General features: G+C 46.3%; 10 protein-coding genes. 6 read left to right on the top strand and 4 right to left on the bottom strand.

Features of this window, described 5'->3' with window-relative positions:
- Positions 1 to 100: 100 nt before the first annotated feature.
- From ACM1ND_RS09800 to ACM1ND_RS09790, 3 genes are all read left to right on the top strand, one after another.
- A complete protein-coding gene (locus tag ACM1ND_RS09800; protein WP_418027625.1) occupies positions 101 to 3,796 on the top strand; it encodes an amino acid adenylation domain-containing protein in 3,696 nt (1,231 codons plus the stop codon).
- Between the two features lie 119 nt (positions 3,797 to 3,915).
- Positions 3,916 to 4,914, top strand: a complete 999-nt coding sequence (locus ACM1ND_RS09795; RefSeq protein WP_069080053.1) for a polysaccharide deacetylase family protein — start codon at positions 3,916 to 3,918, stop codon at positions 4,912 to 4,914.
- A gap of 150 nt (positions 4,915 to 5,064) precedes the next feature.
- A protein-coding gene (locus tag ACM1ND_RS09790; RefSeq protein ID WP_418027049.1) for an IS3 family transposase occupies positions 5,065 to 6,209 on the top strand; the annotation gives its coding sequence in 2 pieces (ribosomal slippage) (positions 5,065 to 5,338 and positions 5,338 to 6,209; 1,146 coding nt in all).
- Between the two features lie 85 nt (positions 6,210 to 6,294).
- On the opposite strand, the gene ACM1ND_RS09785 is transcribed toward ACM1ND_RS09790, so the two are convergent.
- Both ACM1ND_RS09785 and ACM1ND_RS09780 read right to left on the bottom strand, forming a co-directional pair.
- Complete coding sequence (locus tag ACM1ND_RS09785; protein WP_069080054.1) at positions 6,295 to 6,915, bottom strand: TraX family protein; 621 nt, start codon at positions 6,913 to 6,915, stop codon at positions 6,295 to 6,297.
- 22 nt (positions 6,916 to 6,937) lie between these two features.
- Positions 6,938 to 7,648, bottom strand: a complete 711-nt coding sequence (locus ACM1ND_RS09780) for a CBS domain-containing protein (protein WP_034095015.1) — start codon at positions 7,646 to 7,648, stop codon at positions 6,938 to 6,940.
- Positions 7,649 to 7,833: 185 nt separating this feature from the next.
- On the opposite strand from ACM1ND_RS09780, the gene fsa reads away from it, so the two are divergent.
- The 3 genes from fsa (at position 7,834) to ACM1ND_RS09765 (ending at position 10,341) form a co-directional block, all read left to right on the top strand.
- On the top strand, positions 7,834 to 8,481 hold the full coding sequence (gene fsa, locus ACM1ND_RS09775) for a fructose-6-phosphate aldolase (RefSeq protein ID WP_013309811.1): 648 nt from the start codon (positions 7,834 to 7,836) through the stop codon (positions 8,479 to 8,481).
- Between the two features lie 203 nt (positions 8,482 to 8,684).
- Positions 8,685 to 9,140, top strand: a complete 456-nt coding sequence (locus ACM1ND_RS09770) for a MarR family winged helix-turn-helix transcriptional regulator (protein WP_023988117.1) — start codon at positions 8,685 to 8,687, stop codon at positions 9,138 to 9,140.
- A gap of 1 nt (position 9,141) precedes the next feature.
- Positions 9,142 to 10,341 carry an MFS transporter gene (locus tag ACM1ND_RS09765; protein ID WP_075154062.1) on the top strand — a complete coding sequence of 400 codons (1,200 nt, stop codon included), beginning with the start codon at positions 9,142 to 9,144 and terminating at the stop codon, positions 10,339 to 10,341.
- A gap of 91 nt (positions 10,342 to 10,432) precedes the next feature.
- Here the strand turns inward: ACM1ND_RS09765 and ACM1ND_RS09760 are convergent, their stop codons facing one another.
- Positions 10,433 to 11,743: an MFS transporter gene (locus ACM1ND_RS09760; RefSeq protein WP_418027624.1), complete on the bottom strand. Its 1,311-nt coding sequence runs from the start codon at positions 11,741 to 11,743 to the stop codon at positions 10,433 to 10,435.
- A gap of 90 nt (positions 11,744 to 11,833) precedes the next feature.
- Positions 11,834 to 13,552, bottom strand: a complete 1,719-nt coding sequence (locus tag ACM1ND_RS09755) for a methyl-accepting chemotaxis protein (RefSeq protein ID WP_023988114.1) — start codon at positions 13,550 to 13,552, stop codon at positions 11,834 to 11,836.
- Positions 13,553 to 13,811 lie beyond the last annotated feature (259 nt).

The following is a 13,811-nucleotide window of genomic DNA, read 5'->3' as shown; positions in this document are numbered from 1 at the left end:
CGGTAATGCCTCCCTCCTGTTCATGCATTTGAAGGGATCGGAGGCATTTACTGAGTTTATCATTTATATTAAGACATCATACATTCAGGAGGTTAGCGTAATGGCTTCATTACTACAAAACAGCACACAGACAATCCCATCCCCATTCCTAGTTCCCTTGGATTGTGCACGTATACAACGCAAGCATACATCCTCTACTTATCAAGTAGAGTTAGAAGCGTCCATCTCGGAACAATTAAATCAGCAAAAAACTGCGGAAGACAAGCAAGCGTTGCTCTTATCAGCATATACTGCATGGGTATATCGCCTATCCGCAGAAGAAGAAGTTTCTTTTTCTACATTTGTGCCACAAACCGGTCTGCTTACAGCTTCGCTGACAGTCGAAAAGGAAACGACTTTTCACGAACTAGCAGACTTATTTCAGGACATGCTCCGTGAGCCTAATGCATACCTTGCGGAACCACAAGCCGATACTTCATTTTCGGCAAATCTGCCTACGGACAGCGGTGTAGAATCCCGTATTATGGACTGGGCTGTTAGTGAACACAATGGCGCTTATCAAATACAGATACGTTATGATCAATCACTCTTGCTGGAAACAACGGTTGTCCGATACGCAGAATACTTTGAAACCCTTTTGCGTGGCGCGCTAACCAACAGCCATGCACTTGTGAATTCCATTGATATATTATCGGATGCGGATCGAGCTGCTCACGAAGCTTTAAATAATACAGTTGTGAAATATCCTGAGCACCAAACTATTCATGGAATGTTTGAGGAGGCGGCTTCACAATACCCTGATCGTCCGGCTATTGCTTCACACACTGGAGAGTACACGTACCGTGAGTTGAACGAACGTGCTAACCAAGTCGCACGTGTCTTGTTATCCAAAGGTCTTACCAAAGGTGAATTCGTGACTATCTTCATGGAACGGAGCTTAGAGACCGTCATTTCACTGCTTGGTATCCTGAAAGCCGGAGGCGTATATGTACCTGTTGATCCCGCCCACCCTGCTGACCGGAGTAGCTACATTGTCGAAGACACGCGTTCTCCTTTTGTCTTAACAACTTCCGCACTCATGGAACAAGCGACTGAACTGTGCGGTTCCATTGAGACGGTAAAAGAAATTTTAGCGATTAACGGGCCACTGGCAGGCTATGCTGCAAGCAATCCGAACGTTAATGTAAGTCCGGATGATCTAGCTTATGTCATCTATACATCCGGCTCTACAGGCAAACCGAAAGGTGCCCTGATCGCTCACCGCGGTGTCGTTAACCTAGGAGCTGTCGTGCAACGCGATTGCGACATTACACCTCAGGATGTATTGACCCAATTTGCGACCTACAGCTTCGATGCATCCGTTTGGGATACAATTGGAGCCTTGTTTTACGGTGCAAAATTGTACTTGCTGTCTTCCGAAGAACGTGTATCTGTTGAAGAATTCGCTGAAGCCATTGCACGTACAGGCACGACGATTATTACCATTTTGCCGACCGTATTCTTTAATCAGCTATCTACGTACTTGTCAGACGAAGGCTATCGCAAACTCGCTAAGGTACGGATTGTTACCGTGGCAGGAGAAGCGCTGTACGGCTCACAAGTTCGAGCGTTCCAAAGCAAATTCGGTACAGATACCGACATCGTAAACGTATATGGACCGACAGAATGCACCGTAGCAACGACGACCCATCGGGTCCGTGGTGCCGTGCCTGAGCATGTCGTCAATATTCCGATCGGCAAGCCTATTTACAATTACAAAGTGTATATCGTTAACGATGATAACAAGCTTTGCCCTGTCAATATTCCGGGTGAAGTATGCATTGCTACTCCTGCATTGGCCCATGGCTATCTCCATCAGCCAGAACGTACAGCCCAATCATTCGTGGACAATCCTTTTGTTCCGGGTGAAAAAATGTACCGCTCGGGTGATATCGCCAAGCTGCTGCCAGATGGTACGATTGAATACGTAAGCCGCAAGGATTCACAACTCAAAATTCGGGGGAATCGGATTGAAATTGGAGAAATTGAAGACCATTTTTCCAAACATCCAGGTGTTCAGGACGTCGCTGTAGTAGCCGTCAAAGATCACACAGATCAGAACATGTTAGTTGGCTATTTTACCACTTCGGATGGACAATCCATTCCACAAGACGTTATTCAGTCTTATATTGGGGGCAAGCTGCCTTCTTATTTTGTACCAAGCCATGTCGTTCATCTGGAAGCCATGCCAATTTCACCAACTGGCAAGATCGATCGCAAAAAGTTGGCCCTGCGACCACTTCCGGAAGCGTCTGATCTTTCATTTGGCGGGGAACCTCTCCGAGAAGGAACCGAAACACTTATTGCCGAAGCATGGACTCAAGTGCTTGGTAAAAATAACATTGGCGCTACCGATGATTTCTTCCTGATTGGGGGCGATTCGCTTCGTGTCATTCATGTGCTGGCTATTCTAAAGCCGCGCTATGGCGCGCTGCGCATCGGAGATTTTTTCCGCTACAAAACCGTTCGCGAGCTTGCTGAATATGTGGAACAATTAGGTACGGAACAAACGCCGCAACGCAAGCCACTTGCGATTTCTCAAGAAAAAATGGACTTGAATGAGCATCCTATTGAGTTGTCTGGTGCTTCTGACTTAGCTGAAGTCCGCGACTTGCGCGTGATCTTGTTGACCGGTGCTACAGGCTATCTGGGCTCGCACATTCTGTATGACCTGCTTCAACGGACAGAAGCCAAAGTATACGCGATGGTACGCCCTTCTCAGGACGGTCCATCCGGTATCGAGCGTATTCAGTCCGTATTGACGGGATATTTTGGACAAGATATCTCCAGCTTGATCGAAGGACGGGTAAAAGCTGTCTATGGGGATCTGGAGCAAGCTGATCTTGGTCTCTCTTCCGTCGACCGCCATATGCTGGAGCACCAAATCGACGGCATCATTCACAGCGCCGCTGATGTTCGCCATTTTGGTGATTCGGCAGCCTTCGATCGCACGAATGTGACCGGAACACTGGAACTGCTGAAAATCGCTCAAGCCAAGCCAGGAGTATCCTTCCATCATGTCTCTACTATGGGAATACCAGAGGATCTTGCTAACGAAGGAAAATGGGAGTCGGCATTGGAGCTTTCTGCCTTCCCAGAAGAACTGAACGTGGACAACCTGTACACGAACAGTAAACTCGCGGCGGAGAGGCTGTTGTTCCAAGCAGCTCAAGCGGGTACGCCTGTCTCGATCTATCGCGCGGGCAATTTGACAGCCCATTCGGCCAACGGACGCTTCCAGCGAAATATCGACAGCAATGCTTATTATCGTATGATGAAGGCGATGCTGCTGCTGGGCAAAGCGCCACAAGCCGATTGGCATACGGACTTCACACCGATTGATTACGCCAGCCGTGCTATCGTAGAGCTGTCCGTTCATCAAAAAAGCGCAAACCGCATTTTCCATATCTGCAATCCGAACCCACTGCCATATGATGAACTGATCGCTATGGTAAACCAACTCGGTTACGCAGTAGAAACCCTGCCTTTTGACGATTACAGCGCTTGGCTGCTGAATCCGTCTTCCGGCATTCAGGAGGGTGCACTTCACCTTGCTATGGGACAACTGGAAGGTGACGGAGCCAAGGATTCAGCTTACCGTTACGGATGCTCTGTAACCGCAGCTCTGCTGGAACAAGCTGGCGTTCAATGCCCGGCAACCGACCTTAACTTTATTCGGAACATGATCCAGCATGCCGTCGAGATCGGTTACTTCCCGACCTCTTCATCGGTATCTGTAAAAGCAACACAGAGGTAACAAAGTTGTGATATTTCCCCCGCATGTTTTCGGTATGATAGACTAGATTTTGCTAGTTTCATATTTAGTATAAACCTCTATACTTTCAGAATTTTTTTGCATGCGGGGGATGTCATTCAATGAAACACACTTTTTTTAAAAGAACGTTGCTAATCATAAGTTTGTTGGCTATTTTAGGGATTTTGGTGTATGAAGCACGTAGCATATACCACACACCTACAGTTAAAGGGACTCATCGTACACGTACAGCTCATGCAGATCGACTGGTACGCCATTTATTCTCACTGACGCCTACACCAGATAAAGTATATTACCAAAACAAAGTCATTGTCCTGATGTATCATGAGGTGACCAAGACTCCACCTGATCCCGGCGCTCTCAAGCTTAGTAATTTAACGAGGCAGTTGGACGAAATGAAAGCTAACGGCTTCCACTGGATCACGATGAAAGAGTATACCAACTTTATTTTACATAAAGCCAAGGTTCCTGATAATGCGGTACTCATGACATTCGACGACGGCTATGAGTCCTTTTACACGGACACTTTTCCCGTGTTGAAAAAGTACCAGGTACCGGCAACCAATTTTCTCATCACGTCCACGATCAGCAATCCCAAGCACATTGGTATTCCAAAGCTCACATGGGATCAAATTCATCAGATGCATGCCGAAGGCATTGATTTCTACAATCACACCAATGACCAGCATGCTTACGGATACTCCAACACAGCCCGCACCAAACAAAAGCCGCTTCTGATGGGCCCGGTGTATTCGAAAAAGCTGGGGCGAATGGAAACAGAGAATGAGTTCAAACAGCGGGTTTATACCGACTTGGACATGGCTGACAAGAAGCTGTTCAAGCATCTACACAATGATCAGAATGTACTTGCCTTCCCTTATGGTGGGTATACCAAGGAGACGTTGGAAATTTGCCGTTCCTTGGGAATTGACGTTACATTCACGGTAAAACGGGGGATTAACTCGCCTGGGCAAATGAACGGCTATCGCGTCAATGCAGGTGGAATACACAATATTCCAGAAGTATTGGTGCAATACATGAAGGAAGGTGCTCCCCTTCGCCCACTTCCTTTTGCCCAAGGTCCTAACAAGGTATCCTAAACGTTAGCTAGCTTATTCAAGGATAAAAAAGAACCTTTAAAACCATTTATGTCGTGGGACTGACCCCATAACGTGAGACAAATCAAAACACCTTCAAGAGAATCGAACCATGTCGTAAGATATGGAGATAACCTTGGAGGTGTTTTTACGTTGGCAACGAGAGTGAGTTACCCCTTAGAAATAAAGATGAAAGCTATTGAAATGAGATTAGCAAGAGTTCCGGTAAGAGAGGTTATGGAGCAGTTGGGAATACGGAATAAAACACAGCTAAAAACATGGATGAGGTGGTATCGAAAAGGTGAAGTGCATCGTCTGGAGCAGCCTGTGGGTAAACAATACAGCTACGGAAAAGGTCCGGAACACTCTTCGGAGCTCGAAAAAGTAAAAGCGGAGAACCGGTTCCTGAAGCAGCAACTGGACCTGCTAAAAAAGTACAAGGAACTGGAAAGGAGGTGGAACCAGAGGTCGCCGTTGCCTGGATCGAATCCGTTCGAGACGAAGTGACGGTGTCTGAGGCTTGTACATGGCTCGGAATCGCAAGAGCGACCTACTACCGCTGGAAAGCAGCCGTGGAGACAGAGCGTACAGATGCTACGGTGGAGAGAATCCGGCAGCTTTGCATCCGTCATAAATTTCGGTATGGTTACCGAAAAATCACCGCACTCCTTCGGGCAGAGCAAAGAATAAATCACAAACGAGTTCAGCGGATTATGCAGCGTGAGGGGCTACAGTGCCGCGTGAGGATGAAGAAACGAAAGGCCACTGGGCAGCCCGCTCATCCAGCAGAAAATCTGCTGAAGCGGCAATTCCATGCAGAGGCGCCCCTGCAAAAGCTCGTCACGGACATCACCTATTTACCGTTTGGCGGAAAGATGTTGTACTTCTCCAGCATTCTAGACCTGTACAACGGGGAGATTGTGGCTTACAGTATAGCGGACAAGCAAGATACGTCCTTGGTTTTGGATACGCTGAATCAACTTCCAAAACGGACAAGCATGCTGCTCCATAGCGACCAGGGAAGCGTATATACGTCACAAGCTTATCAAGCTGCAGTAAAGGGAAAAGGCATTACCATGAGCATGTCCCGTAAAGGAACGCCCGCTGATAATGCCCCCATCGAATCGTTTCATTCCACACTAAAGTCTGAAACGTTCTACCTTGAAGATCTCATCTGTACAACGACTACAATCGTTGTACAGACCGTTCGAGATTACATCACCTACTATAACTCAATTCGGATTCAAACGAAACTAAATAACCAGTCGCCGGTAGATTTCCGACGACTGGCTGCTTAAACTTGAATGGTGTTTTGATCCCTGTCTCACAAACGGGGGGCAGTCCCCGTGGTTTTAAAGGTTCTTTTGTTGTATGAGATGTAGATTAGGGCCAGATGCGAATTGCCGCGATAACAGCCAGATGTACCGGGTAAAAGCTGCGCCACAACCAACGCGGTACCCGACTATAAAATCCGCTCTCTCCCGTTGCAAAACATACGATCAGAATGCTGGACAGCAGACTAAAGTGTTGGAGATTTGCGTGGTGCACCATATCATACACAACGTTCAAAGCAAAATGGGCTGCAATCATCATATATGAGCGAGTGTATCGATAAATGAGAACCAGCAGTAGACCATAGGCCCCGTAATCCATCTGGCTGAACTCCATGACCAGAGCTGAAAGGACGTACAGACCCGTTACAGCCGCCCAATGCTTCAAGCGGGATGCAGCAGCCAGCGCGAGCAACGAGGCCAGTAGCGTCCAGATTACATTCGGTCTGTATACATCAAACGCCAGCATATAGGGCACCTGAGAAATCAGAGCCAGCCCGAGTAGACGGAGCATATAGCTCCGCATATCTCGGGTACGGGTATACCCCATATACAGCGCGTAGGCATAGATTGGAAAAGCAAGTCTGCCGGCAATTCTCCAAGCCGGATCCGTCGGAAAAAACACAAGTCCGACATGGTCAATCAGCATCGTCAGCATGGCCAACCAATACATACAAGGCCCCCTTATTCATCTTTTACGTTTTTTCTTCTGTCAAGCTCAGAATGGCGTTCATGATGTCCGTTTTCGTAACCCGCCCTACCAACCCTTGAATTGGAGTTGAGGAGCTACATTGCTCGTCCAAAACTGGAAGACAATTGACCTGATGCCGAATCAGTCTCGATATCGCTTCCAGTAAAGAGTCTTCTGGAGCAAGCGTCGTCATTTGGGCCCGGCGCGTCATTGCCATGGTCACCGGGACGGTGTGAAGATCGGTATGCCCCAGCATGACCTTCAGCAAATCCTTGCGCGTAACAATTCCAATGAGCTCCTGCTCCTCCCCTGTGACCATCAGCGTGCCTGTATTTTGCTGAAACAGCATCAGCACCGCATCATAGGCGGTAGCGTCACCGGAAATCAAAATCGGATCACTAAGTATATCCGCCACAGTCAGCTTTTTGAGCATGTTGCCGATATGACTATCATATTTGGGGTAACGTCCTGGCAAGTAGCCTACCTTCGGCTTGGCATCCACCAGCCCGAGCATAACGAGCAGAGCAAGATCAGAACGGAGAGTCGGACGCGTCAGTCCCAGTGTTTCAGCAATTTTATCCCCTGTTACAGGTGCCAGACGCTGGACAATATCAACAATTTCCCGCTGTCTTTCAGACAGTTGAATAATGATTACCTCCTTATGAAGTGGGGTAGTATATATTATAAATGAGCATAGATCGGTAAATTTCAGCATCTTCCGACAATTCATCAAATTTTAATCATAGACAGCTTGTTTTCAAATTTAAAATGTGTCACAATTAAGGATGTAATACATACTAATTATAAGTTTAACGTGTGCAATATGCTACATTTAAATGAGCTAGTGTACATCGCATGTGATATGTATTATGAATTATATAAACCTGAGGAGGAAATCAAATGAAATTTTTCTTGGATACTGGTAACATTGAAGAAATCAAACGTATTGAACGTTTGGGTCTGGTTGATGGTGTAACAACGAACCCTTCACTGATCGCTAAAGAAGGTCGAGTGTTCAAGGAAGTCATTCAGGAGATTTGCAGTATCGTTGAAGGTCCCGTAAGTGCTGAGGTTATTGGTCTGAAGGCTGAAGATATGCTCAAAGAAGCTTATGATATCGCCAAGTGGGCACCGAACGTGGTTATCAAGCTTCCTATGACCGAAGACGGCTTGTACGCTTGTAACGAGCTGACCAAGAACGGAATCAAAACGAATGTAACACTGATTTTCTCCGCGGCTCAAGGTTTGATGGCAGCCAAAGCTGGCGCTACTTTTATCAGCCCGTTCGTAGGACGTCTGGATGATATCGCTGTTGATGGTATGAAGCTGATCCGTGAACTGAGACAAATTTTGGACATTCATGGTCTGAAATCCGAAATCATCGCCGCATCCATCCGCAATATTAAGCATGTAGAAGATGCTGCTCTGTCTGGTGCACATATTGCCACCATTCCAGGTTCCTTGCTCCCTTCTCTGTGGAAACACCCGCTGACAGACAGTGGTATCGAACGCTTCCTGAAGGACTGGGAAACCGTACCTAAAGCTTAATTCGCCAGTCATGGCAAACGATATTGCATTAACCCAAACAGCCCGTATTTTACGGGCTGTTTTTATATTTTGGCTTTAGTGATGGCAGAATTAAAAACGCCGAACAACTTTTTTTGACAAAATAACTTGTTGTTCATATAATTGTTATAACAACTAATTGATTTCAAAGTAATTTATGTACGGGAAACAGAAAGGAGTACCTTATGAATAACTTGCCTCCCGATTGTTCCATTGGGATGTTGCTCGGGATTACTCACCGCAAAATGAGTCAGCAGCTCTTGCAGCGTCTCAAGCCTTATGATATTTCCCCAGAGCAATGGTCGGTTCTGTACCAAATCTATCAGGCTGAGGGTTTAAATCAGAAAGAAATTGCAGCTAAGGCCGTGAAGGACCAGCCGACCACGACTCGAATTATTGATTTATTAGACAAGAAGGGCTGGGTACGGCGTGTGAATAGCCCTCAGGATCGTCGAGCCTATTTACTTCATTTGACTGAAGCAGGCCGACAGCTTGTAAAAGAGATTCTTCCTATTGAATATGATGCCAATCACGATTTTGTAAGAAGAATTTCCTCAGCCGATCTGGAGCAATTCCGCCAGACTCTTTTACAAATTCACGCCAACATGACCGAATCAGAAAAACAAGGAGATAACGATTAATATGCAACAAAGCAAGCAACCTCTTTGGACCAAGGAATTTATTGTTCTTACGGTTTCCAATTTATTTTTGTTTTTGGAATTACAGATGATTCTATCCTCTATTCCTTCTTATGTGAAAAATACATTCCACGCTAGTTCCGTTCAGGTTAGTCTCGTTACCACTTTATTTGCTTTAAGTGCGATTGCGGCACGGCTCTTTTCCGCCCGTATGCTGGAAAAAGGGCATCGCAGCACTCTGATCTTCGTGGGGCTGCTGTTTGCATTGGCAGGAACGCTGGGGTACAGTGTTTCGCCGACGATTACAGTGCTGCTGCTCATGCGGATGTTATTCGGGATCGGCTTCGGTATGAGCAGTACGGCTTTTCCAACGATGGCCTCTGACGTCATCCCGTCCAAGCGCCTTGGTGAAGGAATGGGGTATTTTAGTTTATCCACCAGTCTAGCGATGTCGATTGGGCCGACCATTGGCATCTCAATGCTGCAATACGGGAGCTTTAACCTGCTCGCCTATACGACAGCAGCTGTCATTATTGTTATATTCCCTTTGGCTCACTGGCTCATTCGTACATTACCTAAGGGGCACATCGAACCCCCTATGATTCCTTTGGAAGAGGGGCGAAAACCGGCATTTAACCGTAAACTGTGGATTCCCGCCTTACTGAACATGCTGATGTCTATTACATATGGCGGATTACTCAGCTTTATGGCGCTTTACGGAAATGAAGCAAATCTGGCGCACCCGGCCTATTTTTTCCTGTTTAATGCGGTTTCCGTGCTGATTGTGCGTCCCTTCTCGGGCCGTATTTATGATAAAAAAGGAGCAAAAGCACTGCTCATCCCCGGCTCCCTCTTTTTAATTGGCGGTCTGCTCCTGCTTTCCTACGCGCACAGTGATGATTTCATGTATGTGTCGGCTCTTTGCTACGGTATCGGATTTGGTGTGATGCAGCCAACCCTGCAAACCTGGATGATTCAGATTGTATCTCCTAAACAAAGAGGCATGGCAAATGGTATGTTTCTCAATTCCCTCGATTTCGGGGTTGCAGCCGGTGCGCTTATACTTGGCATTATTGCCAAAGCAAGTGATTATGCGTGGATGTACCGCCTTTCCTCGCTGTTTATTGTACTGTTTTTGCTGATCTATGTTATACAAATCATCGCAAGCCGTAAGCCTAAATCGCATGTTTCTCTCAATGGGTAAAGCTATTGTTTTCAAATACATTTAGTTTATAACTGCTTATAATCAAAAGCACCCGTTGCCATAGTTTCATGGACAACGGGTGCCTTTTCATTTATTTCGCAGGAGTTTTGCGTTTTAGCTTGGAAGAAAGAGGCTTTTCTCGGGCCACCCCTGTTAGCTCCTCATTTACACTCATACGGTCACTGGATTTGTCATCTGTTGGTTCATCCTGCTTGGGTTTGACCGCAAATAGCATCAGCAGAGCTGCAATGCCTCCCACTGCGGCCATCACGCCAAAGAGCAGACCATGTCCACTGCGACCCAGCAGCAAGGAAACAACCGGAGGGCCTAGCGATACCCCGACAAAGCGCATGCTGCTGTACAACGAAGTAATGGTTCCGCGCTCCTCTTTTTCAATTCCCTTCGTAATCAGGGCATCCAAACAAGGCAATGCGAGCCCAATTCCGCCGCCCCCTAACGTAAACAGTCCAATCACCGCATAAATATGTTGAAAAAATCCGAGAATGGCAAAGCTGATCGTCAATATGGTCAAACCGCTGAAACCGATCCATTTCATGCGCTTTTTGTGCTTGCCGATAATCTTGCCTCCTACATAAGAGCACAGACAGAGGGAAATAAGCGGAATGGCCAGCACAAAACCTTTCCAGACCCCACGGAGGTTGTAACGACTTTCTAGTATGTCGGATAAGTAGAACAAGACGCCAAAAATGACAAACATACAAATGCCGCCCATAGCGAAAATAGCATAGAGCCAGCGTCCTTTTTCGGCAAGCACCCGCTTCACATTTCCCACAAACTCTCGAAAAATAATCGGTTGGTTCTTACGTTTGGGCACATGGATCAGCCAAAGCACCAAAATGAGCGAAATCAGACAGAGACCTGGAATTACTGCCAATGGCAAAAACCATAGAACTGCTCCCAACGCGGCACCGAGGATCGGACTTAACACTTTACCGAATGTGTTGTAGGTCTCGACGACGCCCAGGTTCTTGCTGGCCTCATCCTCGTTTTCGTACAAATCACCTACAAGCGGAATGACTATAGGAAAAGCCCCTGCCGCTCCCGCACCCTGAAGTAGACGGCCTCCAATAATGGTCCAGTATGCTGCCGAATCGTGAAGCAGCCATGCTCCCGCCGCAGAAATCCCCCCTCCAATCACAGTCAGAATCAGACAGGGAACAATTACCGCCTTACGGCCAAATCGGTCGGAGAGATAGCCCGCAATCGGTATCAGTAAAATGGCCACTACCGCATATACTGTAATCAACATGCTAATCCGAAAAGAGCTTACATGTAGCTTACGTCCGATTTCCGGTAAAACAGGAATCAGCATGGAATTACCCAGCGTCATCATCAGCGGGATGGAACCTAACGCAAGCAGATTCCCTTTATTTTGTTGCATCCCGTTACCACCTTTGCAAAAGTAATAACACAGCTGTTCTGATTCGTTCAACAGATGTTATTGTGTTTACATTGGTGGGGATTTATGCGGTTACACTTTAAATCCACCGACCCTTGCATTCAGCAGTTGCGACATATCCGCCAGTGTATGAATAGATGATGCAATTTCCTCCATAGAAGCCAGCTGCTCTTCAGCTGCCGCACTGACGCTCTGGGTTCCCCCTGCCGACTGCTCTGCTACTTCACGTATGCGTTCCACCGCTTCCACCATTCGCTCGGAACCGCCGGACATCTGTTCTACAGACCGATTTACACTGTGAATCTGTTCGCTGACCAGTTGAATGGAACTTCCAATCTGACGAAATGCGGTTTCTGCGGATTGCATAACCTTTACGCCAGACTGCACTTCAACCGTCCCTGTCTGCATACTGGAAGCCACATTTCCAACATGCTCCTGAATATTTTGCACAAATTGTGTGATTTCTGCTGCTGAAACCGATACCTGCTCGGCCAATCTTCTTACCTCAGAGGCTACAACTGCAAATCCTTTGCCCTGCTCTCCGGCTCTTGCCGCTTCAATCGACGCGTTGAGCGCCAGCATTCCTGTCTGTTTGGCTATCCCGGTAATAACAGCTCCGATCATGCCAATCTGTTCGGCCTGTTCACTAAGTGAACGTACAGCACGTGCAGAGCTGTCTACACTTTCGCTTACCTTCTCCATCTGAAGCATAGCCTGACCTATAGATTGTTCTCCTGCTTCTGCATCTTTAGCGGCTGTATCAGACAACTCATACACCTGCTGGCTCGTAGCTGCAATATGCTCCAGTTCGTGGGCTAGTTCTTTTACGGTATCTGTAGTTTGTGTAATATCATCGACCTGATGCTCCATACCAGCCGCTAGCTCTTCCATTACACCGGAAGTATGACGATTGGCCTGATTCATTTCCTCTGTACTTACGCTAACCCGCTCTGCGGTTACGGTTAATGTACGCGCCGTATCCTGAGCATCCACTATAATACTGCGGAACCCCTCAATAAGCTTGTTGTAGGAGCTTGCAATCATACCGATTTCGTCTTTGGACGTAATATCCAGTCGGCTACGCAAATCTCCCCCACCTTCAGACATTTCCAACAGCTGCTCATTCATATGGTGTAATGGACGAATTGAACGAATCAAAACGATGGATTGAACAATACTGTAAATGATAACTAGAAGTCCTACAATACTCGTAATCAAGGATGTATTCGTCATCGTTTGGTGCGCTTGCTGTACTTTCACCGTTACCATATCTTCTTGAGCTTTGACAAAGGCTACTACCTTGGTATCAAGTTGCTTACGCAACACCCGTTCGTTTTCAAAATCATCGAGCAAATCAGAAAATGGCGGGAAAGCATCGTCTCTTGTACTCTGATACCCCGCTGTAGTCAGTAAACGATGAACTTGATTCATGTAAGTATTAATCCCCGTCTTGAGATCAGTCATTTTTTTCTTAGAATCCTCATTACCTGTATTAAGCAGAGCTTCTGTCTCCTGTAGCAACTTTGCAACTTCACTTTGCTTGTTTCCGATCTCTCGCCCGTACTGTTCATCACGAGTTAGCAAATATGCCCGCTCATCATTAGATATGCCGTTTAACAAAAATTGAAGAGACTTCGAGTTATACGCAATAGCCTCTTCACGATTCATAATATCCTTGTACTCATTCTCACTATGTACGCTTAAAATGTAATTGGTCAGCAGCATAGCTGCAATCACACTCGGAATCAGTATCGCGCTAAGAATCATTTTGGCCTTAATTGTTAAATTCATGAATCGGTCCCCCAGTTATTTCTGAATAAAATGTCCAACTTACTATATATCGTTTTATTCGATTGTTTTTTTGAATGAAACAGAAAAAGTGTATAGATTTTTAAATATACTTGTGTCTATTCAGTGAACATATATATCTTTTTTAATATCAAAGAACAAAAAAATTCAAAATTAGTAAATGAACTGTTTTCAGTTTGTACTCTTCGAATTTCGGACTATTAAAATGATATACTATGTATTGCTATGCCATAAGCCTCAA

It is taken from the genome of Paenibacillus sp. JJ1722 (assembly GCF_048282685.1).
GTDB lineage: Bacteria > Bacillota > Bacilli > Paenibacillales > Paenibacillaceae > Paenibacillus > Paenibacillus polymyxa_B.
This window is presented reverse-complemented; position numbering and strand designations above follow the sequence as displayed.

Coding starts and splice junctions, on each gene's coding strand:
- ACM1ND_RS09780 (WP_034095015.1), bottom strand. CDS start 7,648: ATGCTGAAATTTACCGATCTATGCTCATTTATAATATATACTACCCCA.
- ACM1ND_RS09765 (WP_075154062.1), top strand. CDS start 9,142: ATGCAACAAAGCAAGCAACCTCTTTGGACCAAGGAATTTATTGTTCTT.
- ACM1ND_RS09755 (WP_023988114.1), bottom strand. CDS start 13,552: ATGAATTTAACAATTAAGGCCAAAATGATTCTTAGCGCGATACTGATT.
- ACM1ND_RS09795 (WP_069080053.1), top strand. CDS start 3,916: ATGAAACACACTTTTTTTAAAAGAACGTTGCTAATCATAAGTTTGTTG.
- fsa (WP_013309811.1), top strand. CDS start 7,834: ATGAAATTTTTCTTGGATACTGGTAACATTGAAGAAATCAAACGTATT.
- ACM1ND_RS09770 (WP_023988117.1), top strand. CDS start 8,685: ATGAATAACTTGCCTCCCGATTGTTCCATTGGGATGTTGCTCGGGATT.
- ACM1ND_RS09800 (WP_418027625.1), top strand. CDS start 101: ATGGCTTCATTACTACAAAACAGCACACAGACAATCCCATCCCCATTC.
- ACM1ND_RS09785 (WP_069080054.1), bottom strand. CDS start 6,915: ATGTATTGGTTGGCCATGCTGACGATGCTGATTGACCATGTCGGACTT.
- ACM1ND_RS09760 (WP_418027624.1), bottom strand. CDS start 11,743: ATGCAACAAAATAAAGGGAATCTGCTTGCGTTAGGTTCCATCCCGCTG.